Raw genomic sequence first — 24,008 nt, 5'->3', positions numbered from 1 at the left:
AGGGGGCTTGCCCCCGTTGGACTGCGCAGCAGTCCCTTTTTTGGGGTGCACTTCGTGCCCCAACGGGGGCAAGCCCCCTCGCCACAGGGTTCAGCGTTTACTCGCGTTCGGGAAGTTCCCAGCGCTGGCGCAACTGTTCGTACTGCGCTTCGGGCAGTTGCACCAGCATCGGGGATTTTCCCGGGTCCAGCCAGTTGAACAACCGCGCGATATCCGCCGGGGCCATGGCGGTGCAGCCGCGAGTCGGTGCGGTGGGTCCCCGCCAGATGTGGAAGAAAATGCATGATCCGGCAGCGGGAGTGGCCAGGGTGTTGTGCCGGATGAAAATGCCCTGGCGATACAAGTCATCGCTGCGGCGCATGCGTTCGGAACTGTTCCAGTCTCTTGCAATGACCGAGCTGTCGACCAGCTCGTTGTAGCGAGCCGACTGGCTGTCGTCCACGCATTCGATGGTCGCTGTCAGCGCCAGATAGGGCAGGCGGGTATTGGCCGAAGGCTCGTAGCCAAACGCCGTGCCCAGGCTGAACATCCCGGCCGGCACCTTGCCGTCGCCTTCCTTTTTGATCGGCCCTTCAGGTCGCCCGGAGTTGAGTTGGCCCTTGCCCCAGCCCATGCCATTCTTGCCGAGCACCACTGCAAAGGGCGCTTCGAATTTCTGGAAGGTCTGCCCGTGCCGTTCATAGCGCTGGGCAGTACCCTGGATGTCATCCCAGCCTTTACTGGTGACCACGATCAGTTGGTCACTGCCGTCGAGTCCCTGGGCCATTGCGGCCAGCGGAAACAACGCTACCAACAGGGTCTTGAGCAGAATGTTCATGGTGCGAGCGGCGTGATGGGGAAGTTCATGACATCCGGCTTCGGCGGATTCCCGCTGTACGTGAAGTGCCACCACTCGGCCGAATAACCCACAAAGCCTTCCTTGGCCATGGCACTGGTCAGCCGCTGGCGATTGGCCTTGGCGGTGGCGTTGATCAGCGCCGAGTCGGTGTGCGCGCGCTCATCGAAGCAATCGAAACCGGTGCCCATGTCGAGCGCGCCGTCGTGCCAGCGCTCGCCGTAGGGGGCGGTGCAATCCGCCGGTATCGCCGAAGGTGTCCAGGTGTCGGCGGGCAGGGCGTCGGGGCCGGTCAGGGTCAGGTCGACGGTGTTGCCTCGGGAGTGATTGGACACCCGGGCCACATAACCCAGGCGCCAGAAGTCCTGCTTGTCGACCCGTGGATAGAACTCGGTCTTGAGCGGGTCGCCGGGTTCGCTGGCGAAGCGTCCCATGTCCGCCACCGCGCGGGTCGGGCGATAGCAGTCGAATACCTTCAAGCCGTAGCCTTCGGCTTTCAGTGAGTTTTGCACTCGGGCTAACGCCTTCGCCGCATCCTCCGACAGCAGGCACTCCGCCGCCTGGTAGCCGTCGAGCGGGTGCCCGGTGAAGTTGTGCGCGCTGGCGTAGCGGATGTCCTGCGCGATGCCCGGGTCTACGCTGCGCACATACACCATGTGCCCGGGTTTCGACTCGTCGGCCATGCACGGCGTGGCAAGGCTCAGGCACAGCAACAACAGACAGGGTGAACGCGACATCGGAAACGGCTCCATGCATGACCAGTCATTCCATCATGGCTTGAAACCGTCCGTACCTCCATGAAGTTGTTGATCGGCGTGATAGGACGAACGCACCAGCGGCCCGGACGCCACGTTCTTGAAGCCCATGCGCGTGCCTTCTTCGGCGAACCAGGCAAAGGTGTCCGGGTGCACGAAGCGCTGCACCGGCAAGTGACTGCGCGAGGGTTGCAGGTATTGGCCGAGGGTCAGCATGTCGATATCGTGCTCGCGCATGCGCTGCATGACCTCGATGACTTCCTCGTCGGTTTCGCCAAGGCCCAGCATCAGGCCGGATTTGGTCGGAATGTGCGGCATCATCTGCTTGAATTTCTGCAGCAGGTCCAGCGACCACTCGAAGTCCGAACCCGGCCGCGCGGCCTTGTACAGGCGCGGTACGGTTTCCAGGTTGTGGTTGAACACATCCGGCGGTTCATTGGCGGTGATCGCCAGGGCCACGTCCATGCGTCCGCGATAATCCGGCACCAGGGTTTCCAGTTGAATGCCGGGCGACAGCTTGCGGATCTCGCGCAGGCAATCGACAAAGTGCTGGGCGCCACCGTCGCGCAAATCGTCGCGGTCAACCGAGGTGATCACCACGTACTTCAGCCGCAGCTCGGCGATGGCCACGGCCAGGTTCATCGGCTCGTTGGCGTCCAGCGGCTTGGGCCGGCCATGGCCGACATCGCAGAACGGACAGCGACGGGTGCAGATGTCGCCCATGATCATGAAGGTCGCCGTGCCACCGGAGAAGCACTCGCCCAGGTTCGGGCAGGACGCCTCTTCGCAGACGCTGTGCAGCTTGTGTTTGCGCAACAGTTGCTTGATGCGGTCGACCTCGGGAGAGATCGGCATGCGCACGCGAATCCAGTCGGGTTTGCGCGGGAATTCATCCGTGGGAATGATCTTCACCGGAATCCGCGCAACCTTTTGCGCACCGCGCAGTTTGGTGCCGACCTCTACTTTGGCTGGACCTTTTTGCGCCGCTTCAGCAATGACAGTCATGGTTTTTCCTTGTGCAGACAGCTAATCAGGCAGGGCACGGAACCTGTGGGAGCGAGCTTGCTCGCGATGGCGGACTTTCATTCAACATCAATGCTGAATGTATTGGCCTCATCGCGAGCAAGCTCGCTCCCACAGGGTTTTTCCCACAGGGTTTTTGTGTGGTGTGATCAGTCGCGATAGACCGGGAAGTCGGCACACAGGGCGGCAGCCTGCCGTGCGACATTGGCCTCGATATCGGCATCGCCAAGGTGATCGAGGATGTCGCAGATCCAGCCAGCCAGGGCAATGCTCTGCGCTTCCTTGAAGCCACGGCTGGTGATCGCCGGGGTACCGATGCGCAGGCCGGAGGTCACGAACGGCGATTGCGGATCGTTGGGCACGGCGTTCTTGTTCACGGTGATGCCGGCGCGACCGAGGGCGGCATCGGCGTCCTTGCCGGTCAGGCCCTGACGGATCAGGCTGACCAGGAACAGATGGTTGTCGGTGCCGCCGGACACCACGTCATAACCACGCTCGATAAACACCTGCGCCATGGCTTGGGCGTTGCGGATCACCTGCGACTGATAGGTCTTGAATGCCGGCTCCAGCGCTTCCTTGAAGCACACGGCCTTGGCGGCGATCACGTGCATCAGCGGGCCACCCTGACCACCTGGGAACACCGCGGCGTTGAGCTTTTTCTCCAGTTCCGGATTGGCTTTGGCCAGAATCAGACCGCCACGGGGGCCGCGCAGGGTCTTGTGGGTGGTGGTGGTGACCACGTCGGCGTAGGGCAGGGGATTGGGGTACAGACCGGTCGCCACCAGCCCGGCGACGTGGGCCATGTCGACGAAAAAGTACGCGCCGACCTTGTCCGCGATCTGGCGAAAGCGCGGGAAGTCCAGGGTCTTCGAATAGGCCGAGAACCCGGCGATGATCATCTTCGGCTTGTGCTCGACCGCCAGGCGCTCGACTTCGTCGTAATCGATCAGGCCCGTGGTGGTGTCGATGCCGTACTGCACGGCGTTGTAGAGCTTGCCGGAAAAACTCACCTTGGCGCCGTGGGTCAGGTGACCGCCATGGGCCAGGCTCATGCCGAGCACGGTGTCGCCGGCTTGCAGCAGGGCCAGATAAACCGCCGCGTTGGCCTGACTGCCGGAGTGCGGCTGGACGTTGGCATAATCGGCGCCGAACAGCTGCCTGGCGCGGTCGATGGCCAGTTGCTCGACCACATCGACGTGCTCGCAACCGCCGTAATAGCGCTTGCCCGGATAGCCTTCGGCGTACTTGTTGGTCAGGCCGCTGCCCTGGGCTTGCATCACCCGCTGGCTGGTGTAGTTCTCCGAGGCGATCAGTTCGATATGGTGTTCCTGCCGTGCATCCTCGGCGTTCATCGCCGCCAGCAGTTCGTCGTCGTAGCCTTTGATCTGGTCGTGCTTGCTGAACATGGTGTGGTCCTTTTTCGGATTCGGGAAATGCGTAGGGGGCTTCAAGCGTCGGCGTGTTCTGCGGTCAGGCGTTCATAGGCGTCTTGATCCAGTAGATCGCTCAACGCCTGGACATCGACCGGTTTGAAGCGAAAGAACCAGCCTTCGCCCAATGGGTCTTCGTTGACCAGTTCCGGGGTGTTCTCCAGTGTCGCGTTGATCTCGACCACTTCACCGTCCAGCGGCATGCCGATACTGCTGGCGGCTTTCACCGATTCCAGCACCGACACTTCAGCGCCTGCATCGAAGGCACCCAGCTCAGGCACCTGAACGAATACCACATCCCCCAGCGCCTGCTGGGCAAACGCCGTGATGCCGACGGTGACCAGGCCATTGCTCTCAAGGCGCAGCCATTCGTGATCGACGGTAAAACGCAATTCGCTCATCTCAACTCCTTATTGTTTTAAGGCTCGTGGCGGGGCGACGAGCGGGGTTGGAGGAGTGATAGCAAGGGTGGTGCCAATGTTTTTTATTTGTTTTAAATCAATAGGTTGAGTCGTTTGTGCGAAGTTTGTGACATCTCGCTCGTATTGAATTCAATACAAGCAGGTATGGCCTTGGGGGCAAGCGCCGTGATTGCAGGCGTGGAAGGGATTGTCTTGATTTCGCTACGCTGTATCGATTTACAGACGAAGAATTCAGCAACACCACTGATCCCCTGTGGGAGCGAGCTTGCTCGCGATGAGGTCGTGTCAGTCGATATCAATTTTGCCTGTCACACCGCAATCGCGAGCAAGCTCGCTCCCACAGGGGAATGTGTTGTCGGTGACAATGTGTTCCGACAGATAACTCAGGGCTTGGCGGGAATCCCGTATTTGCGCAGGCGAATCGCGATGGCGCTATGGGATGTCTGCAATCGTGCAGCGAGCAACCTACTGGACGGGTAGCTGCGATAAAGCTGTTCCAGCAGGTTCTTTTCAAAACCACCCACAGCCTCTTCCAGGCTGCCGACTTCGCCGTCATTTTGCCGTTCAACGGCGGTGCGGGCGATGTCGAGGTCGTCGATGTCCACCAGCGGATTTTCGCAAATCGCCGCTGCACGGAAGATCACGTTCTGCAATTGCCGCACATTGCCCGGCCAGCGGTTGCCGAGCAGGGCGCTGAAGGTGCTCGGTGCCAGACGACACGCCGGTCGCTGGATCTGCGCACAGGCCTGTTGCATGAAGTGATTGGCCATCAACAGGATGTCGTGACCGCGCTCGCGCAGCGGTGGCACTTGCAGGTTCAGCACGTTGAGGCGGTAGAACAGGTCTTCGCGAAAACGCCCTTCGGCGACCATTTTTTCCAGGTCACGGTGGGTCGCGCTGAGCACCCGCACATTGACCCGGACTTCCTTGTCGCCACCCACCCGACGGAAGCAGCCATCGCTCAAAAAACGCAGCAACTTGGCTTGCAAGTACGGCGACATTTCCCCGACTTCATCGAGGAACACCGTGCCCTGGTCGGCCAGTTCCAGCAGGCCGAGCTTGCCGCCCCTTTGCGCACCGGTGAAGGCGCCGGGGGCGTAGCCGAACAGCTCGCTCTCGGCCAGGCTCTCCGGCAGTGCCGCGCAGTTCAGGGCCAGAAACGGCGCATCGTGCCGTGGGCTGATGGCGTGGCAGGCGCGGGCCACCAGCTCCTTGCCGGTGCCGGTTTCACCCTGGATCAACAGCGGCGCATCGAGGGCCGCCACCCGTTGGGCACGAGCCTTGAGCGCGCGAATCGGCGGTGATTCGCCCAGCAGTGCATCGAAGCCTTCGGCATGGTCATGGTGCAGCGCCGACAGGCGTTCGCCGATGCGATTGGGTTGATACAAGGTGAGCAGGGCGCCGGCGTCGGTGATCGGCATCGCGTCGAGGAGCAAGGTCTGGCCACCGAGGCTGACCTCGTGCATCGGCAGGCGGAAATGGTGAGCGATCAAGGTGCGTTGCAAATCGGCATCATCGAACAGCGCGGTCAGCGATTCACCGGCCGGTTCGCGCCCGCACAGGGCGATCAGTGCCGGGTTGGCCAGCAGCACATGACCTCGGTCATCCACCGCCAGCACCGGGTCGGAACTGGCTGCCAGCAACGCGTCCAGTTGCAGACGCCGGCGTTGCCCCGGAAGGATGTCGACCATGGTCACCGCTTGCACGCCGCGCACACCGAAAAGCGCCTCGCGCAACTCCTCCAGCACCTCGGCGCCGAGGGTTGGCGCATCGATGTAGACGTTCGGCGGCACCATCTCCACGGCGTCCAGATTGAAACTGCGTCCACCGAGCAGGGCCAGCACTTCCTGGGTGATTCCGACGCGGTCGATGAAGGTGACGTGGATGCGCATGACGGGCCTGCAAGGTTGGCGAACCGAATCAGTATGCCCGGCAAAATTTGAATTTGGCGAGTGTCACCTCACGGCTTGCCGGTTTTACGGGTGCTGGCGGCCAGGTCCTCGAGGAACGCCTGGAGGATCGGTGGCGGTGCCGTGCCGCGACGGGTGATCACGTCGAACGGTGATTTCAGGCGCAGGCTCGCGGGCGCCAGTTGGTGCATCTCGCCGCTCTTGACCCACTGGGCGGCGAAGTGCTCAGGCAGAAAACCCAGGTAGGCGCCGGAAATGATCAGGATCGCCGTGGCTTCGATGTTGTCCACGGTGGCGGCCGCCTTGCTGACGCCCAAATGTTCGAGGTCGTATTGCTGCATGTAGCCGCGCACGACGATGCGCCCCGCAGCGACTTCTTCGAGCAGCTCCTCACCTTCGGCGAGGCTGCCGTACAACGGGTGACGCCGCCCGCAATACAAGCCCAGGGCTTCCTGGTACAGCGGTGATTGCAGCAGGCCCGGCACATGGATCGGGAAGTGCCCGATGGCCAGGTGCAGGCGACCGTCGAGCACCCGTTCTTCGAGTTCCGCCGGGGTGCCGACGTACACGTTCAGGTGCACGTCATGCCCGCGGGAGACGAAGCGCTGGGTGGTGCGCGGAATCGGCGAGTCGGGGTCGGTAATCGTGGTGTCGATGATCCCCAGGTTGAGCTTGCCGCTGATGTGCTGCTTGAGCACGTCGGCGTCCATGCAGAAGTTTTCCACCGCCGACAGCAGGCGCTGGGTGGCTTCATGAATCGCCACCCCTTGTTCGGTCAGGCGAAAGCCGCTGCGCCCACGCTGGCAGAGTTTCACCCCAAGACGGGTTTCCAGGTGGGTCATCTGTTCGCTGATGGTCGACTGCCCGGCATTCAACGCCGCCTGCGCGGCCGAGAAACCGCCACAGCGCACAATCGTGGCAAACACCCTGAGCAGTTTCAGGTCGACGTCGTGCAGCTGGATCATCTTGGACCTCCGGCATGTGGATGCATCGGGAATGCCGATATGAGTATCTGATGTTTAGCATTTTTTCCACGAAAACCTGCGCCCATAGTCTTTCCAACGGCGGTCGCCTTGCAGTCCGTCAAGCCGATAACAAGAAGTGGAGAGGCTAGAAATGTCGAACAACGGTTATGAATCCGGTCGCCTGAACCTGCCATTCGTGGGTCATTGCACCTTTGGCAAATCCCCGGTGTGCACCGATTGGGATGCACTGGATGCCGACGTCGCGGTGCTCGGCGTGCCCAACGACATGGGCACCCAGTGGCGCTCCGGCGCACGCTTCGGACCACGCGGGATTCGCGAAGCATCGACGCTGTTTTCCTTCGGCCACGCCGGCGCCTACGATCATGAAGATGACGTGATGTACCTCACCGCATCGGACGTGCGCATGGTTGACGTCGGTGATGCCGACATCGTCCACACCGACATGGCTACCAGCAACAAGAACACCGAGTACGCCGTGCGCAAGATCCTCGACGCTGGTGTCATGCCGGTTGTTCTCGGCGGCGACCATTCGGTGCACGCACCAGTGATCAAGGCCTTCGAGGGCCGTGGCCCGATCCACATCATTCACTTCGATGCGCACCTGGATTTCGTCGACGAGCGCCACGGCGTGCGCTACGGCCACGGCAACCCGCTACGCCGTGCCTCGGAAATGAACCACATTGTCGGCATGACCCAAATGGGCATTCGCAACGTGTCGTCGTCCAACCGTGATGACTACGAAGCGGCCCACGAAGCCGGCTCGAAAATCCTCTCGGTGCGCGATGTGCGTCGTCTCGGTGTCGAAGGCGTGCTGGCGCTGATCCCGCAGAACATCAACTACTACATCACCATCGACATCGACGGTTTCGACCCGTCCATCGCCCCCGGCACCGGCACCCCGAGCCACGGTGGCTTCCTCTACTACGAAGTGCTGGAAATCATCCAGGCCCTGGCCAAGCGCAGCAAGGGCAACATCGTCGGCATGGACCTGGTGGAAGTGGCTCCGGTCTACGACCCGACCGGCATGACTTCGATTCTCGCCGCGCAACTGCTGCTCAACAGCATCGGTTTCATCTTCCACGAGCGAGGCAAGGTGCGGGCGGCCGCCGAAAGCGAAACCGCATCAGCCTGATCATCGAAACCAGTGACCCGGCAGGCCCTGACTGCCGGGCAGAGAGAACAAAAATGGACACGATCGTCAAAAGTTACCTGCAAAAATTCGGCGTCAGCGAAGCCACCCAGACCTTCCTCTGCAAGGTCCAGAAAATGTTCATCGGCGGCGCCTGGGTCGAGGCCAGCAACGGCGAAACCTCCGATGTGATCGAGCCCTCGACCGAAGGCCTGATCACCCGCATTCCCATGGGCACCACCGATGACCTGGACCGCGCCGTGCAAGCCGCCCGCGCCCAGTTCGACGGCGGCGCCTGGCGCCAGGCCAAACCCGCGGAACGCGAGCGTATGATGCAGCGCCTGGCCGACCTGATCGAACAGAACGCTGATGAACTGGCGCAAATCGAATCCATCGACATGGGCAAATCGGTTGCCTTCGCCAAGGACGTGGACATCCAGGGCACCGTGGATACCCTGCGCTACTTCGCCGGCTGGGCCACCAAGCTGCACGGCCGTACTGTCGAACCTTCGCTGCCGGGCAACTACCTGGCCTATACCCGCAAGGAAGCGGTAGGTGTGGTCGGCGCCATCGTGCCGTGGAATTTCCCGCTGCAAACCATGGCCTGGAAGCTCGGCGCGGCGCTGGCGACCGGTTGCACCGTGGTGGTCAAGCCCGCAGAACTGACTTCGTTGTCGGCCCTGCGTTTCGCTGAACTGGTGCAGGAAGCGGGCATCCCTGACGGCGTGATCAACATCGTCACCGGGCGCGGCAGCGTGGTCGGCGCGGCCATGGCCACCCATCCCGGCATCGACAAACTGACCTTCACCGGATCGACCCCGGTCGGCCAGACTGTCGGCCGCGCAGCGCTGGATGACATGAAGCGGCTGACCCTTGAACTCGGTGGTAAATCACCGGTCATCGTCTGTGCCGACGCCGACATCCCGGCCGCCGCCCAAGCGGTTGCCAACGGCGTGTTTTTCAACTCCGGGCAGGTATGCGACGCCGGTACGCGGGCCTATATTCATAGCAGCGTCTACGACGAATTCCTGCGTGAGCTGATCGCCTACACGCGCACCCTGAAAATGGCCCCGGGCCTGGACCCGGACTGCTTCATCGGCCCGCTGGTCTCGGCGCTGCAAAAGCAGCGCGTGACCGAGTACATCGAAACCGGCAAAGCCGAAGGCGCCGAACTGGTCTACGGCGGTCAACCGGTCGATGGCCCTGGCTTCTTCGTCGAGCCGACCATTTTCGCTAATTGCCGCAACGACATGCGCATTGTCCAGGAAGAGATCTTCGGCCCGGTGCTGGTCACCGCACCGTTCGACGATGAAGAAGAGGCACTGGCCCTGGCCAACGACTCGCCTTACGGCCTGGCGGCGGCACTGTATTCCAACGACCTCGGGAAAGTGCACAGCCTGATCCCGCGCCTCAAGGCCGGTTCGGTCTACGTCAACGCCCACGGCACCCTCGATCCGTCGATGCCGTTCGGTGGCTACAAGCAGTCCGGATTCGGCAAGGACCTGGGCGCCGAGCAGCTCGATTACCTGCTCGAAACCAAGGCGGTGTGGATCACGCTGCCTTGAGTCAGGGCTGACTCAATTCCTGTGGGAGCGAGCTTGCTCGCGATGACGGTTGCACATTCGACATCTGTGTTGCCTGACCCTCCGCTATCGCGAGCAAGCTCGCTCCCACAGGTTTTCGGTTCCAGCAACAACGCCAGGTAGGCACGGGCAACACTGAACCTGTGGCGAGGGAGCTTGCTCCCGCTGGACTGCGCAGCAGTCCCATTTTCAGGGCCACAGGGGAGTCGTTCACCCGAAAGAACGCGGTTATCTCGTCATGATCTTCCAACAATAAGAGTCCGTCATGAACACTAACGCCAAGTCCGCCCCGAGCGTGTCCAGCCTCGATGAAAAATCCGTCGTCGAGGGGCATTCGATCGACTTCATCCCCGAGAACGAGCGCACCGACAAACTGTCGAGCCAGGGCCCGTTCTGGTTCCTCGGCAATTTCACCTTCTTCACCATGACCATCGGCTTCGTTGGCCCAAGCGTCGGCCTGACCGCACTGTGGACCACGCTCGCCGGCACGCTGGGCATCATGTTCGGCACGCTGTTCATGGCGTTTCACGGCTCGCAAGGCCCGCACCTTGGCCTGCCGCAGATGATCCAGTCCCGCGCGCAGTTCGGTTATCGCGGGGTGATCCTGGTGCTACTGGCGACGCTGTTCGTGTTCGCCGGCTTCAACATCGTCAACCTGGTGCTGATGATGCAGGGGCTGCACACGCTGTTCGGCTTCAACCCCGCAGTGATCGCGGTGGCGGTGACCATACCGGCGGCGGTGCTGGCGATTCTCGGCCATGACTGGATGCACCGCAGCTTCAAATGGGCGTTGTTCCTGTCGCTGCCGCTGTATGGCCTTGTCACCGTGGCGGTGTTGATGGGTTGGGTGCCGGACGCGGTAATGCCGGCGCTGGCGGCGGGCGAAGTGGCCCGGGAGCCGCTGGGTTTCAACTGGACCGGTTTCATCGCGCAGTTTGCGGCGGCCGCCAGCTACAACATCGCCTATGCGCCTTATGTGTCGGACTACTCGCGCTACCTGCCGAAGAATACTTCCAGCGGCAAGCTGATCGCCGTGGTGTTCCTTGGGGCGTCGCTGTCCGGTGCGTGGATGATTTCCGTGGGTGGCTGGCTGGCCGATCACCTGCACTCCACTGACGTGCTGGTGGCCCTCGGGCAAGTCGGCAACACCGTGTCGCCGCTGGTGGGCACGGCGGTGGTGGTCGTCACCATCCTGGCGTTCCTGCCGGTGATCGCGATGAACATCTACAGCGCCAAGCTGACTACGCTGACCTGCGTCGACTCGATCAAGCACATCGAGCCAACCCGCAAGGCACGCATCCTGGCCATCGGCTTCGTGATCCTGCTGCAACTGGGCGTGGCCCTGAGCATCCAGAGTTCCGGCAAAGGCCTGTCGGTACTGGGGATCTACCTGGTGGTGATGCTGTACTTCCTGGTGCCCTGGACCTCGGTCAACCTCACCGACTACTTCTTCGTGCGCAAGGGCCGCTACGCCATCCCGCACTTCTTCATGCCCCACGGCAACATTTACGGCAGCTGGGGACTGCGCGGTATCGCCGCCTATGCCATCGGTTTTATCTCGATGATCCCGTTCTTCTACATCTTCGACGGCGTTGAACAGCGCGAGGTGTATGTCGGTCCGCTCGCCAAGGCGCTGGGCAGCATCGACATCGCCTGGCTGGTCGGGCTGATCGTATCGGGCCTGGCGTACTACTGGTTGAGCCGCTCGATCGATCTCAAGCGCGAAGAGGCGGTGATCCAGCAGATTGAGAAAAACTCCCCGCAATACACCACCGGCGACACGCTGACCCACAAACAGCAGCCTATGCCGGTATTCACTGAATCAACGGTCGGGAGATAGTCATGACCACGCAAAAAATGGCTACGCAAAAATACGACTACATCATCATTGGCGCAGGCTCGGCAGGTTGTGTGTTGGCCAACCGCCTGAGCGAAGACCCGGCCACCTCGGTGCTGGTCCTGGAATTCGGCGGCAGTGACAAGAGCGTAGTGATCCAGATGCCCAGTGCCTTCTCTATCCCGATGAACACCAAGAAGTACAACTGGCGCTACGAAACCGAGCCGGAGACCCACCTCAACGGCCGACGCATTCACTGCCCACGGGGCAAGGTGCTGGGCGGCTCGTCGTCGATCAATGGCCTTGTGTACATCCGTGGCCATGCACTGGACTTTGACGAGTGGGAATCCCTGGGTGCCGAAGGCTGGGGCTATCGCAACTGCCTGCCGTACTTCAAGCGCGCCGAGAGCTACGAGTCGGGTGGTGATAGCTATCGCGGGCAAACCGGGCCGCTGCACACCACCAACGGCAACCATATGAAAAACCCGCTGTACGGTGCCTGGGTCGAAGCCGGCGCGGAAGCTGGCTACATCAAGACCGAAGACTGCAACGGCTACATGCAGGAAGGTTTCGGCGCCATGCACATGACTGTGAAGAACGGCGTGCGCTGCTCCACGGCCAACGCCTATCTGCGCCCGGCCATGGGCCGTCCGAACCTGACGGTGATCACCCATGCGATGACGCGCCAGGTCATCCTCGAAGGCAAGCGTGCGGTGGGGGTCATGTATGACCACGGCGGCCAGACCCACCAGGTGTATTGCAACCGCGAAGTGCTGATCTCGTCCGGGCCGATCGGTTCGCCGCACCTGCTGCAACGCTCGGGCATCGGCCCGGCGGACGTCCTGCGCAAGGCCGGGATCGGCGTACGCCATGACCTGCCGGGGGTAGGGGAGAACCTGCAGGATCACGCCGAGGTGTACATCCAGTTCGGTTGCAAGGAGCCGGTGACCCTCAACAGCAAGATGGACCCGCTGAGCAAGCTGATGATCGGTCTGCGCTGGCTGCTGTTCAAGGACGGCCTGGGCGCAACCAACCATTTCGAGGCCGGTGGTTTCATTCGCTCCGAGAAGGGCCTGCGCTGGCCGGACATCCAGTTCCACTTTTTGCCGGCGGCGATGCGCTACGACGGCAACAAACCGATCAAGGGCCACGGCTTCATGGTGCTGACCGGGCCGAACAAACCGAAAAGCCGTGGTTATGTGCGCGTGCGCTCGGCCGATCCGTACGAGCATCCGGAAATCCGCTTCAACTATCTGGAGCGGGAAGAGGACCGTGAAGGTTTCCGCCGCTGCATTCGCCTGACCCGCGAGATCATTGGCCAGAAAGCCATGGACCGCTTCCGCGACGGCGAAATCGCCCCGGGCGCGCAAGTGACCAGCGATGAAGACCTCGACGCCTTCGTGCGTGACAACCTTGAAAGCACCTACCATCCGTGCGGTTCGTGTCGCATGGGCGAGGACGACATGGCGGTGGTCGATTCCGAATTGCGCGTGCGTGGTATCGCCGGTCTGCGGGTGATCGATTCGTCGGTGTTCCCGACTGAGCCGAACGGCAACCTCAATGCGCCGACCATCATGCTTGCCGAGCGGGCATCCGACCTGGTGCGTGGCGTGCAGATGCTGCCGTCGGCGGATGTGCCGGTGGGGCTGGTCGAGGGCTGGGAAAGCAGCCAGCGTACTTCGCTGCCGGGGCGTAATGTGCGGGTCTGACCGCAATCCGCAATCCGCAATCCAATGTGGAAATCTAATGTGGGAGCGAGCTTGCTCGCGAAAGCGGCGTGTCATTCAACATTTATGTCGACTGACACGGCCTCTTCGCGAGCAAGCCCGCTCCCACAGTAGGCGGCGGTGCTTTCAGAAAATTTTACGTCGCTGTTGCCTCGCCATTGCTAGTCTGTAATTCCTTGAGACCGCAATGGAGCACCCTCATGGCTATTCAGGCCCTGCGCGCCGACGCATCGCACATCGACCAGATCGCCCCTTTGTTTGACGCCTACCGGATGTTCTACCAGCAGTCGTCGAACCTTTCGCAATCGCGCGCTTTCATCGCCGAGCGCCTCGCCCGGGATGAATCGGTGATTTTTCTTGCCCGGGACAGCGATGGTGAAAACCTCGGCTTCGTCCAGCTGTTCCCGACCTTTTCCTCGATCGACGCCCATCGCACCTGGCTGCTCGGTGACCTGTTCACCACACCCGCCGCCCGGGGCAAAGGCGTCGGCACCTTGCTGATGAACACCGCCCGGGATTTTGCGAAGCTGGCCGGTGGCAAAGGCATGACCCTGGAAACCGCCACCGACAACGTCACCGCCCAGCGTCTGTATGAATCCCTGGGCTGGGTGCGCGACCCCGGTTACTACACCTATTGCCTGGATCTGCAAAAAGGCTGACTCAGCGCGCCTGCTCGCCAAACACCGGCCGCATGAACGATCGCTCGTAGCTGAGGATGAATTTCTTCTCCTCGGCGTACTTGAAGGCTGCGATGCACTCTGGATCGTTCATCGACTGCTGCCGGTAATGTTCGTACGCCGCCAGGCTGGGGAAGGTGAACAGCGCCAGGGCGATGTTGTTGGCACCCTCCGACGGCAAAAAGTAGCCGTGGTGCTGGCCGCCGAACTTTTCCACCAGGGGAATCCACAACTTGCCGTAGTGCTCGAACGCTTCGAGCTGGTAGGGATCGAGCACGTATTTCAAGTAGCAAGTGACCATTTTTTCTCTCCTTGATAAAGCGTCTGACTATCCGCTGATTGCAGCTGTCGCCACAGCAATGTATGCGCCATAGACCGGTAAATTTGCGCCAACTGAACACTATTGCTGTGGTCAGCTTCAAGGGTGATGTTAATGAGGCATCATTTTCGCTAGGATGCGCACCGCCCGAGAATTGATCTCGGGCGTTCCCCCTCTGGAGTTGTTCAGTGAAATACCTCAGTAAAGTGGCTGCCGTTACCCTGTTCGGTCTGGTACTGGCCGGTTGCAACAGTGCCCCGATGAATACCCAGCATTACGACAGCAGTCAGTACACCGTGCTGGGTCACAGTGAAGCGAGCGCCACCGGCCTGTTGTTGTTTGGCATCATCCCGATCCGTCAGAACAGTCGTTTTGTGCGCGCACAGGACGAGGCAATCAAGGCCAAAGGCGGCGATGCCATGATCAACACACAGGTGCAGGAGCGCTGGTTCTGGGCGTGGGTCCTGACGGGTTACACCACCAAGATTTCCGGTGATGTGGTTAAGCTGAAGAACGTTCAATAAACGCAATACCTGTCGCCTTGACGTGAAAAGCCCGGTCGAGCCGGGCTTTTTTTCGCCCGCGGGAACCCCGCCGCCACACTATTGGTTCAATCAATAGTCACCATCAAGAATCGCAAGTTCTGTTTTGTGCGCAAAGGCGGAAAATTGCCTGCATTGAACACGCTGCTCAAGGAACCTGCGCGATGAATATCTTGACCCGACTGGCTGTGATTGCCCTGTTGCTGGGCAGTGTTGCGTCCACCGCATCGGCCTTTGCCGAAGATGCACGCGCCTGCCATCTGCCGCCGATCACCGGCGGTCACAGCGGGCTGCAATACGGTCAGACGGTCGGGGTGCTCTACAGCGACAACACTGTGGAAAACCTGCAATACCTTGAGCAATACCACTCGGTGGCCGTCAACGGTGCGAAAAACGCACTGGATACACGGATTCGCCAGGCGTTCGTCAACAGTTCCGATCCGGCCCTGGCCATCGACTGGCTGATGGGTTCGTTGCACCACACTTTTCTGTCGGTGACGGTCTACGAAAATCTCGATGCCCTGGTGCAGGCCCATCCCGATGTGGTGGTGATGCTCGATACCCACAACCAGTTGCTGACCCAGCGTAACGACCGGGTCGAGGCGCGTTTCGCCGCGCGGTTCTACGACGCCAACCTGCAGTACATCGGCAAGGCCGAAGGCGCGGTGGAAAAACAACTGCCGTCGGTATGGGTGCATGACAAGACCGCGCCCGAGATCGCCGCGCAAATCGAACAGCAACGCGACCTGCAACTGACCGCGCTGAAACAGTTCGATGCATCGTTGAAGGCGCTGGTAACCGCCGGATTGACCGCAACAACAAATTAACAAGCCCGACGTCCATTGAGCGGCGGGCAACCCGATCCACCGTGGATTTCTATTCAGGACCTGATTCATGCGCACTGTTTTTGCCCCGACCCTGGCCTTCGCTTCGCTGCTGCTGGCCGGTTGTGCCACGCCGAACGATCCGACCATGACCTTGCAGACCAGCAAGTCGCCGGAGGAGTACACCCATTGCGTGGTGCCGAAGTTGCAGCACGATGCGCTCAACCCAACGGTGTCGCAGACCCAGCGCAGCTACCGGATCGTCGTATCAAGCAAAGTGTCGGCGGACAACGTGCTTGAAACCTATAAAGCCTCGAACGGCGGCAAGGTATTCCTGTACGAGCGCAAGCTGCTGGCGTCGACCTTCGTGCCGTCGACGTTCGAGCGTGCGGCGCAGGAGTGTTTGTAAGGGCAATTTCAGGCAAAAAAAAGCTGCCGGGACTGGCAGCGGAAAGTTAAAGCACGCATTGGATGGACTGAGTATGGCGCTCGGTCCATGACGATTCGATGACAGCTTCACGGCCATCCATCAGGATGCCGAAAATCCTGCCAGTGTTGTGGTGTGGCTCAGAACTCCAGGCCTGTCATCCGGGTGTCATCGAAGCAATGGCAAGATCCTCGCAATCCGTTTTGAGTGACTGGCGGCCGTCAGTCCGCCGGCAGATGAATGTGCAAGGAACCCCATATGAAAGACGCCCCGCTGTTTGCCGCCATCGACCTGGGTTCCAATGCGTTTCGCCTGATGATTGGCCAGTCGGTGAGACGGAACCAGCAGATGGTCATCCAGGAAGTGAAAACCCTGCGTGAACCGGTGCGTCTGGCCGAGGGCCTGCAGGGCGGGGCGCTCGATGAATTGGCGCTGGACCGTGGCTGGCAGGCGCTGGCGCGATTCGGCAAGAAACTGCGCGGCTTCGAGGCCGGGCGCGTGCGGGCGGTGGCCACCAGCGCGGTACGCGAAGCGGACAATGCGCCGCTGTTCCTGGCCAGTGCCGAGCGGCACCTGGGCTTTCGCATCGACGTCATTTCCGGTCACGAAGAGGCGCAACTGGTCTACGCCGGCGTCGCCCACACCTTGCCGGCGCAAACCACGCGGCTGGTGGTGGATATCGGCGGTGGCTCCACGGAAATGATCATCGGCCGTGGCGACCAGTTGCTGGTCACCGAGAGCATTGCCATCGGCAGCGGCACCTTCGGTGCGCATTACTTCCACGGCGGGCGGATCGTGGCCGAAGCGCTGCTGGAGGCCGAACGTGCAGCCACCGTGCAATTCGAACGCATTGCCCGCCGCTATCGCGCCATGGGTTGGCAGCAGGCGATCGGTTCTTCAGGGACGGCGCGGATGCTGGCCAAGGTGCTCAAGGCCAATGGCCTCAATGATGACGGCCAAGGCGGCATCACCTACGGTGGCCTGTTGCGCCTGTCGTTGCGCCTGCTGGAAGTCAAACATGTGAAACACCTCAAGTTGGCCGGTTTGCCCATCCACCGCCTGAGCATTCTGCCCGGCGGTCTGGTGGTGATGCTGGCGGCATTCAAGGTGTTCGGGATCACGCACATGATTGCGTCTGAACCGGGTCTGCGGTTCGGCGTTCTGCATGGATTGATGAGCAAACACTAAAAACCTGCCAGCCGAGGTAAACCCATGACCGACCCCCGTCGCGTGCTGTTCGTCTGCGCCCGAAACGATGTCCGCTCACCCATGGCTGAAGCCCTGCTTCGCCACACCGATCCTGCCGACTTCCAGGCCTTCAGCGCCGGGCTTGAGGCCAGCGAGATCGACCCGCGCACATTCGAATCCCTCGATCACATCGGTGTCGATGCCAGCGGCTTGCGCAGCAAGTCCCTCGAAGATTTCGAAGGTCAGGAATTCGACTACGTCATCACCCTGTGCGACAAGTCTTGCGAAGAGGCCTCACGCATGCCGTTTACCGGTGAAGTGATGGTCTGGAGCTTCGAAGACCCGACCACCAGCGAAAGACACGACCCGTTCCGCCATACCCTCCAGGAAATCGGTGACCGCATCAAAATGTTCGTCACCGTGAAAACCCGCCCCGTGCCCCAGGCGCCGTCAGTCAGCGATTGCTGAAAACCCTCGAACACCGTCTACCCTCATCGGTCACAACCATCATGATGAGCGCAGGCCCCCTGTGGGAGCGGGCTTGCTCGCGAAGAGGCCTTCACATTCAACATCGTAGGTGGCTGGACTTACTGCTTTCGCGAGCAAGCCCCGCTCCCACAGGGATTGCGTCCATTTGACCACTTGGGATATCCCCGGCCCGCATGTTCCAATAGCCATCCGGCAACACCCGACTGGAAACGGAACATGAAGAAACTCGCAGCACTGACCCTCGCCTCGGCGCTCACCGCGGGCCTGTTCAGCACACCCACCCTTGCTGCGGGCGATGTCCAGGCCGGGGAGAAAGTGTACAAGCGCCTCTGCAGCGGCTGCCATCAGATCGGTGAATCGGCTCGCGCCTTCTTTGGCCCGCAACTCAATGGCGTGATCGGTCGCCATTCCGCCGTCACCACGGACTACGTGTATTCCGACGCGATGAAATCCGCCAACCTGGTCTGGGACCGCGAAACCCTGATCGCCTACCTCGAAGCGCCGAAGAAAGTCGTCCCCGGCACCCGCATGATTTTCTGGGGCCTCAGTGACCCGGAAAAAATCGAAGACCTGCTGGCCTACCTGCAAACTTTCCCGGCGCAATGATCACGCCGTGGTCTGCTGCTCGGCCGCCAGGTTGTCGACCAGCCACTGGGTGAAGGCCCGCGCCATCGGGATGTTCTCGCTGTCACGGTGGGTCAGCAGCGCCCAGTTCGGGCCGCGGATGGTTTGCTCCACCATCGGCTGCAACAGCCCGGTGGCCCGCGCCTGTCGACTCAGCAACTGGCTCACCAGCGCAATGCCCAGTCCGGTACAGGCCGCGTCCAGCAGCAAACCCGGATCGGAAAAATTCAGCCCCTGATCCATCTGCCCCACATCTATGCCCGATTCCACCGCCCAGTGGCTCCAGTCCATTTCCCGCTCGCCATGCAGGGTGGTGCGCTGTTCCACGGGCACGGCCAACAGGCTCGGGTGACACGCCGGGTAGAGGCGGTCGGCGTGCAGCACCTTGAAACTGCATTCGGCCTGGGAACTGATGTCGTCGCGCACCGCCAGGTCGATGGTCTGGCTGGCCATGTCCGGCACTTCATCGGTGCTGAAAATCCACAGATCGACCTGCGGATGCTGTCGGCGGAAATCCCCTAACCGTGGCAACAACCAGTGCCGGGCAAACGCCGGGGTGGTGTTGAGTACCAGTTGATTGGGCTTCTGGTATTGCCCCAAGCGGCGAATGCCCACCGCCAGTTGCTGCAACAACGCCTGGGTGGTGCTCAGCAGATCGTGCCCGGCATCGGTCAGGCTGACGCTGCGCCCGCTGCGATAGAACAGCGGTTGTTCCAGGTACGCCTCAAGGCTGCGGATCTGCTGGCTGATCGCCGATTGGGTGAGGTGCAACTCGTCGGCAGCCTTGTGAAAACTGCCCAGCCGGGCGGCGGCTTCGAAGCCGCGCAGGGTGCTCAGGGGCGGCCAGTGTTTGAGCATATTGATAAGCTCCTCTAATTAGTTGTCTGCAAAATCCATCGTTTGTTTGCCCGTTTTTCCAGCCGTAGCATGCATGCCAAGACCGCCAAGGCCGTTTTCATTGAACACAATGACTTAACTCAGAGGTGCTTGTCATGCAGCAGAACGTAACTCAAAACAGCGGTTGGACGATGCCGGCCGAGTGGGTCACTCACGCCGCCACCTGGATGGTCTGGCCGCACAACAAGACCCTGTGGGAGTCAGGCTGGCGGGTGACACTGCCACAGGTTCAAGAAGATTTCGCCCGGGTGGCCAACGCCATCGCCCGCTTCGAACCGGTGAAACTGGTGGTCGATCCTTCAGCCGTCGCCAGCGCCAAGGCGTTGTGCGGGCCGAACATCGAGTTGATCGAACTGGCGGTCAACGACAGCTGGTGCCGCGACTCCGGCCCGAGCTTCGTCTGCCACCCGCAGCAAGGCCTGGCCGGTGTGAGCTGGCGATTCAACGCGTGGGGCGGCAAGTCGGCCCACGAGCTGGACGAAAGCCTGGCCCGTCGTGCGCTCAACCATTTGGGGCTGGAGTGTTTTGGTACGGCGCTGAGCAACGAGGGCGGCGCGATTCATGTGGACGGCGAGGGCACACTGATCACTACTGAATCGGTGTTGCTCAACCCCAATCGCAACCCGGGCGTGACCAAGGCCGAGATCGAAGAGATCTTCACCCGACTGCTGGGCGTGAAGAAAACCATCTGGCTGCCGGGCGATCCGGACTATGTGACCGGCGACATGACCGACGGCCACGTCGATGGCGTGTGCGCCTTTGCCCGTCCCGGCGTGTTGCTGGTGGACGCCACCCACGACAAGCAATCGGTGTACGCCGAAGTGGCCCGGGAGAACCGCCGCGCCCTTGAACTGGCCACCGACGCCCAAGGCCGCCAGTTCGAACTGATCGAACTGTTCGAAGCCACCGATGCAGTGGACACCGAGGCCGAAGTGTTCTGCGCCTCCTACACCAATTTCTATATCGCCAACGGTGCGATCATCATGCCGGCCTACGGCATCGATGCCGACAAGGTCGCTGCCGAAGTGCTGGCGCAGGCGTTCCCCGGTCGTGAAGTGGTGCCGGTGCGGATCAACCATCTGGCCCATGGCGGTGGCGGTGTGCATTGCATCACCCAGCAACAGCCGGCCTGGCCGGTGCGGGGTTGATGCCATGACACTGCTGACCATCGCCACCACCCAGATGCCCTGCACCTGGGACCTGAAACACAACCTCGACCAGGCCGAGCAACTGGTCCGCGAAGCGGCGGCCAAGGGCGCGCAGGTCATCCTGTTGCAGGAGCTGTTCGCCACGCCGTATTTCTGCATCGAGCAACACCACAAACACCTGGCACTGGCCGAGGAGTATCGCGAAAGCCACGTGCTCCAGCGCTTCGCCGCATTGGCGAAAGAGTTGGGCGTGGTGCTGCCGCTGAGCTGGTATGAGAAGGCCGGCAACGCCTACTTCAACTCACTGAGCGTGGCCGACACCGACGGGCGCCTGTTGGGTGTGTACCGCAAGACCCACATCCCCAACGCCATCGGCTATCAGGAGAAAGAATACTTCAGCCCCGGCGACAGCGGTTTCCGGGTCTGGGATACCGCGTTCGGGCGCATCGGCCTAGGCATCTGCTGGGATCAGTGGTTCCCCGAAACCGCTCGCTGCCTGGCGTTGATGGGGGCCGAAGTGCTGTTGTTCCCGACGGCCATCGGCTCCGAACCGGGTTGTGCCACTCTCGATTCCCGGGATCACTGGCAGATGACCATGCGCGGCCACGCCGCCGCCAACCTGCTCCCAGTGGTGGCGGCCAACCGGGTCGGCCGGGAAGCGGCGACCACCGACCCGACTCTGCAAATGAGCTTCTATGGCTCGTCGTTCATCTGCAACCACAAGGGCAAGTTGCTCGCCGAAGCCGACCGCGACAGCACCGGCGTGCTGGTCCACAGCCTGGACCTGGCGGCCATGCGCGAGGACCGCCTGACCTGGGGTATCTACCGCGATCGCCGTCCGGAAATGTACGGCGCTTTGTTGACCCAGGACGGTCGTCAGATCCACTCACGCTGGGCAACCCAAGGGGTGTGACATGAACACGATCAACAAGCTGTGCCTGGCCATGGGGCTGACGCTGAGCTGTGCGGTGCCTGCGTTGCACGCCGAGGAGAAAACCCTGCGGCTGTACAACTGGGCCGACTATTTCGCCGAGGACACCTTGAGCAAGTTCACCGCCGAAACCGGGATCAAAGTGATCTACGACGTGATGGACGGCAGTGAAACCCTGGAAGCGAAAATGCTCGCTGGCGGCAGCGGCTACGACCTGATCTTCCCCGGTGACACCGTGGCCGAACGCCTGATGCGCGCCGGCAGTTTGCAGCCCTTGGATCAGTCAAAACTTACTGCTCTGAACGACGTCGAGCCGGGGTTGCAGAAATTGCGCTCGCACTATGAGCAGTCGCGCCAGGCCACGGTCCCGTACACTTGGGGCACCATCGGCCTGACCTATAACGCCGGGCAGATCGCCCAGCGTGCGCCGGATGCGCCGGTCGACAGCCTGGACATGCTGTTCAAACCGGAACTGGCGGCGAAATTCGCCGACTGCGGCATCTCGATGATCGACTCGCCGGACGAAGTGCTGGCGGTGGTGCTCAATTACCTGGGCCGCGACCCGAGGAGCGCCAAGCCGGCGGACCTGGCGGCGGCCAGTGACTTGCTGATGAAACTGCGGCCGTACATTCGCAAGTTCCAGTCGCAACCGGTGACCGACCTGGTCAACGGCAACCTGTGCATGTCCCTCGGCTACAGCGGCGACATGACCCAGGCGCAACGCACGTCTGACAGTGCCGGCAAGAAAACCGCCTTCCACTACCGCATCCCCCGCGAAGGCACCACGGTGTGGATGGACACCATGGCCATTCCCGTCGACGCCCGGCATCCGGAGTACGCCTACGCGTTCATCAACTTCGTGATGCGCCCGCAAAACATGGCAGCCATCAGCAACTTCACCGGCTACCCGACCTCCAACGCCAAGGCACGACCGGATGTCGATGTCGCGATGCGCAACAACCCGGACATCTACCTCGATGATGCCACCTACGCTCGGCTGATTCCCGGCAAGGACATTCCCCAGGCCGACATGCGGGCACGCATGCGCACCTGGACCAAGTTCAAGACCGCTACAGTCAAATGATCATCGGCCGGCCCGAGGGCCGGCCAAACCTCGATTTCAGGAAATCACATGCCGACACGTCGAACATTCATCAAGCAGGTATCGGTCGCAGCCGCAATGGGCACGGTGGCGTCCATGGGATTGGGTTTTGCCGGCCTGCCGGTGCGAGCGGCCGACAAAGGCAATTGGTACATGCCCGATGAAGGGGACAAACACCAGCGGGCCTTCATCGCCTTCGGGGCACAGGCCGCGATCTGGGAGGACTTCACGCCCCACGTGCAAGACGCCCTTGGCCGGATCGCCCGCAGCATTGCCGAACACGAACCGGTCACCGTGTTCTGTCGCCAGAGCGAACGGCGCCTGGCCGAAGCCAAATGCGGCAGCCACAACACCACCTTCGTGATCACCGAACTGGATGACATCTGGATGCGTGACATCGGCGCCAATTTTGTCGTCGATGGCAACGGCGACCTCGGCGCCGTGGACTTCAACTTCAACGGCTGGGGCAACAAACAGCAGCACGCGGACGATGCGCAACTGGCTACCCTGGTCGCCGAAAACGCCAAGGCGGATTACCAGCAAAGCGAACTGGTGGGCGAGGGCGGTGGCATCGAAGTGGATGGCCACGGCACCGGGATCATGACCGAAAGCAGCTGGATCAACCGCAACCGCAATCCTGACAGGGGCAAGGCCGAGGTCGAGGCAGAACTGAAAGAGCGCCTGGGGCTGCGCAAAATCATCTGGCTGCCGGGCATCAAGGGCAAGGACATCACCGACGCCCACGTCGATTTCTATGCGCGTTTCGTCAAGCCCGGCGTGGTCATCGCCAACCTCGACAACGACCCCGAGTCCTACGACTACAAGGTCACTCGCGCCCATCTGCAGATCCTGGAAAACGCCACGGATGCCGATGGCCGCAAGTTGCAGGTGCATACCGTGTCGCCGCCGCTCAACCCGCGCAACAGCCGGTTCAGCAACGACAACCCGGACTTCGCCGCGGGCTACATCAACTACTTCGTGATCAACGGCGCGATCATCGCTCCGCAATTCGGCGACGAAGAAGCCGATGCCAAGGCCTTCGACCTGCTGTCCGAACTCTACCCGCAGCGCAAGGTGGTGCAACTCGACATCGACGCGATCTCCGCAGGCGGTGGCGGCATTCACTGCGTGACCAGTCACCAGCCGATGGTGTGATGACTTCCGGTTTTACACAAAACCTGTAGGAGCGAGCTTGCTCGCGAT

24 protein-coding genes are annotated in these 24,008 nt (G+C 61.5%); 15 read left to right on the top strand and 9 right to left on the bottom strand.

The annotated features are described in order from the left end of the window. Nucleotides 1–97: 97 nt before the first annotated feature. From PSJE_RS23235 to PSJE_RS23205, 7 genes are all read right to left on the bottom strand, one after another. On the bottom strand, nt 98–817 hold the full coding sequence (locus PSJE_RS23235) for a L,D-transpeptidase family protein (RefSeq protein WP_090456566.1): 720 nt from the start codon (nt 815–817) through the stop codon (nt 98–100). After that, entirely contained in the window at nt 814–1,572 is a 759-nt protein-coding gene (locus PSJE_RS23230; protein ID WP_090456564.1) for a M15 family metallopeptidase, read from the bottom strand. The genes PSJE_RS23235 and PSJE_RS23230 overlap by 4 nt, the downstream gene beginning before the upstream one ends. Nucleotides 1,573–1,605: 33 nt before the next feature. Beyond that, nucleotides 1,606–2,595: a lipoyl synthase gene (gene lipA, locus PSJE_RS23225; protein ID WP_090456562.1), complete on the bottom strand. Its 990-nt coding sequence runs from the start codon at nt 2,593–2,595 to the stop codon at nt 1,606–1,608. Between the two features lie 167 nt (nt 2,596–2,762). After that, complete coding sequence (gene glyA, locus PSJE_RS23220; RefSeq protein ID WP_057714202.1) at nt 2,763–4,019, bottom strand: serine hydroxymethyltransferase; 1,257 nt, start codon at nt 4,017–4,019, stop codon at nt 2,763–2,765. 41 nt (nt 4,020–4,060) lie between these two features. Beyond that, nucleotides 4,061–4,444 (bottom strand): glycine cleavage system protein GcvH, encoded by a 384-nt coding sequence (gene gcvH, locus PSJE_RS23215; protein WP_057714203.1) that lies wholly within the window; start codon nt 4,442–4,444, stop codon nt 4,061–4,063. A gap of 404 nt (nt 4,445–4,848) precedes the next feature. Further along, nucleotides 4,849–6,357, bottom strand: a complete 1,509-nt coding sequence (locus tag PSJE_RS23210) for a sigma-54-dependent transcriptional regulator (protein WP_090456560.1) — start codon at nt 6,355–6,357, stop codon at nt 4,849–4,851. A 68-nt stretch (nt 6,358–6,425) separates the two neighbouring features. After that, nucleotides 6,426–7,340 carry a LysR family transcriptional regulator gene (locus PSJE_RS23205; RefSeq protein ID WP_090456558.1) on the bottom strand — a complete coding sequence of 305 codons (915 nt, stop codon included), beginning with the start codon at nt 7,338–7,340 and terminating at the stop codon, nt 6,426–6,428. A gap of 151 nt (nt 7,341–7,491) precedes the next feature. On the opposite strand from PSJE_RS23205, the gene speB reads away from it, so the two are divergent. The 5 genes from speB (at nt 7,492) to PSJE_RS23180 (ending at nt 14,296) form a co-directional block, all read left to right on the top strand. After that, on the top strand, nt 7,492–8,493 hold the full coding sequence (speB, locus tag PSJE_RS23200; RefSeq protein ID WP_057714206.1) for an agmatinase: 1,002 nt from the start codon (nt 7,492–7,494) through the stop codon (nt 8,491–8,493). A gap of 53 nt (nt 8,494–8,546) precedes the next feature. After that, nucleotides 8,547–10,055, top strand: a complete 1,509-nt coding sequence (locus tag PSJE_RS23195) for an aldehyde dehydrogenase family protein (protein WP_090456556.1) — start codon at nt 8,547–8,549, stop codon at nt 10,053–10,055. A gap of 283 nt (nt 10,056–10,338) precedes the next feature. Continuing rightward, entirely contained in the window at nt 10,339–11,913 is a 1,575-nt protein-coding gene (locus PSJE_RS23190; RefSeq protein WP_090456554.1) for a purine-cytosine permease family protein, read from the top strand. Between the two features lie 17 nt (nt 11,914–11,930). Next, nucleotides 11,931–13,619 (top strand): choline dehydrogenase, encoded by a 1,689-nt coding sequence (betA, locus tag PSJE_RS23185; RefSeq protein WP_090457955.1) that lies wholly within the window; start codon nt 11,931–11,933, stop codon nt 13,617–13,619. A 218-nt stretch (nt 13,620–13,837) separates the two neighbouring features. Beyond that, nucleotides 13,838–14,296, top strand: coding sequence for a GNAT family N-acetyltransferase (locus PSJE_RS23180; protein WP_090456552.1), 459 nt, complete (start codon nt 13,838–13,840; stop codon nt 14,294–14,296). Nucleotide 14,297: 1 nt separating this feature from the next. Here the strand turns inward: PSJE_RS23180 and PSJE_RS23175 are convergent, their stop codons facing one another. Further along, nucleotides 14,298–14,615 carry an NIPSNAP family protein gene (locus tag PSJE_RS23175; RefSeq protein ID WP_057714210.1) on the bottom strand — a complete coding sequence of 106 codons (318 nt, stop codon included), beginning with the start codon at nt 14,613–14,615 and terminating at the stop codon, nt 14,298–14,300. A gap of 206 nt (nt 14,616–14,821) precedes the next feature. On the opposite strand from PSJE_RS23175, the gene PSJE_RS23170 reads away from it, so the two are divergent. The 6 genes from PSJE_RS23170 to PSJE_RS23145 all read left to right on the top strand — a co-directional run bounded on the left by PSJE_RS23170 (nt 14,822) and on the right by PSJE_RS23145 (nt 18,709). Further along, complete coding sequence (locus PSJE_RS23170; protein WP_090456550.1) at nt 14,822–15,157, top strand: hypothetical protein; 336 nt, start codon at nt 14,822–14,824, stop codon at nt 15,155–15,157. Nucleotides 15,158–15,339: 182 nt separating this feature from the next. Next, a complete protein-coding gene (locus tag PSJE_RS23165) occupies nt 15,340–16,002 on the top strand; it encodes an ATPase (RefSeq protein ID WP_090456548.1) in 663 nt (220 codons plus the stop codon). A gap of 67 nt (nt 16,003–16,069) precedes the next feature. Next, nucleotides 16,070–16,408 carry a hypothetical protein gene (locus PSJE_RS23160; protein WP_057714212.1) on the top strand — a complete coding sequence of 113 codons (339 nt, stop codon included), beginning with the start codon at nt 16,070–16,072 and terminating at the stop codon, nt 16,406–16,408. Between the two features lie 276 nt (nt 16,409–16,684). Then, nucleotides 16,685–17,614, top strand: coding sequence for a Ppx/GppA phosphatase family protein (locus tag PSJE_RS23155; RefSeq protein ID WP_090456546.1), 930 nt, complete (start codon nt 16,685–16,687; stop codon nt 17,612–17,614). A gap of 24 nt (nt 17,615–17,638) precedes the next feature. Next, complete coding sequence (locus PSJE_RS23150; RefSeq protein ID WP_090456544.1) at nt 17,639–18,082, top strand: arsenate reductase ArsC; 444 nt, start codon at nt 17,639–17,641, stop codon at nt 18,080–18,082. Nucleotides 18,083–18,319: 237 nt separating this feature from the next. Next, nucleotides 18,320–18,709, top strand: coding sequence for a c-type cytochrome (locus tag PSJE_RS23145; protein WP_057714215.1), 390 nt, complete (start codon nt 18,320–18,322; stop codon nt 18,707–18,709). Here the strand turns inward: PSJE_RS23145 and PSJE_RS23140 are convergent, their stop codons facing one another. Beyond that, nucleotides 18,710–19,585 (bottom strand): LysR substrate-binding domain-containing protein, encoded by an 876-nt coding sequence (locus PSJE_RS23140; protein WP_090456542.1) that lies wholly within the window; start codon nt 19,583–19,585, stop codon nt 18,710–18,712. 134 nt (nt 19,586–19,719) lie between these two features. Here PSJE_RS23140 and PSJE_RS23135 point away from each other — a divergent pair, with 134 nt between their 5' ends. The 4 genes from PSJE_RS23135 to PSJE_RS23120 are packed head-to-tail and all read left to right on the top strand — an operon-like array spanning nt 19,720 to nt 23,960. Next, nucleotides 19,720–20,772 carry an agmatine deiminase family protein gene (locus tag PSJE_RS23135; protein ID WP_090456540.1) on the top strand — a complete coding sequence of 351 codons (1,053 nt, stop codon included), beginning with the start codon at nt 19,720–19,722 and terminating at the stop codon, nt 20,770–20,772. A gap of 4 nt (nt 20,773–20,776) precedes the next feature. Further along, nucleotides 20,777–21,685 carry an N-carbamoylputrescine amidase gene (gene aguB, locus PSJE_RS23130; RefSeq protein ID WP_090456539.1) on the top strand — a complete coding sequence of 303 codons (909 nt, stop codon included), beginning with the start codon at nt 20,777–20,779 and terminating at the stop codon, nt 21,683–21,685. A 1-nt stretch (nt 21,686) separates the two neighbouring features. Then, nucleotides 21,687–22,787, top strand: coding sequence for an extracellular solute-binding protein (locus PSJE_RS23125; RefSeq protein WP_090456537.1), 1,101 nt, complete (start codon nt 21,687–21,689; stop codon nt 22,785–22,787). A 48-nt stretch (nt 22,788–22,835) separates the two neighbouring features. After that, nucleotides 22,836–23,960 carry an agmatine deiminase family protein gene (locus tag PSJE_RS23120; RefSeq protein ID WP_090456535.1) on the top strand — a complete coding sequence of 375 codons (1,125 nt, stop codon included), beginning with the start codon at nt 22,836–22,838 and terminating at the stop codon, nt 23,958–23,960. Nucleotides 23,961–24,008: the final 48 nt, after the last annotated feature.

Origin of the sequence: Pseudomonas jessenii, assembly GCF_002236115.1 — a bacterium.
Taxonomy (GTDB): domain Bacteria; phylum Pseudomonadota; class Gammaproteobacteria; order Pseudomonadales; family Pseudomonadaceae; genus Aquipseudomonas; species Aquipseudomonas jessenii.
Note: the sequence above shows the minus strand (reverse complement) of the source record. Positions and strands in the feature narration are given on the sequence as shown.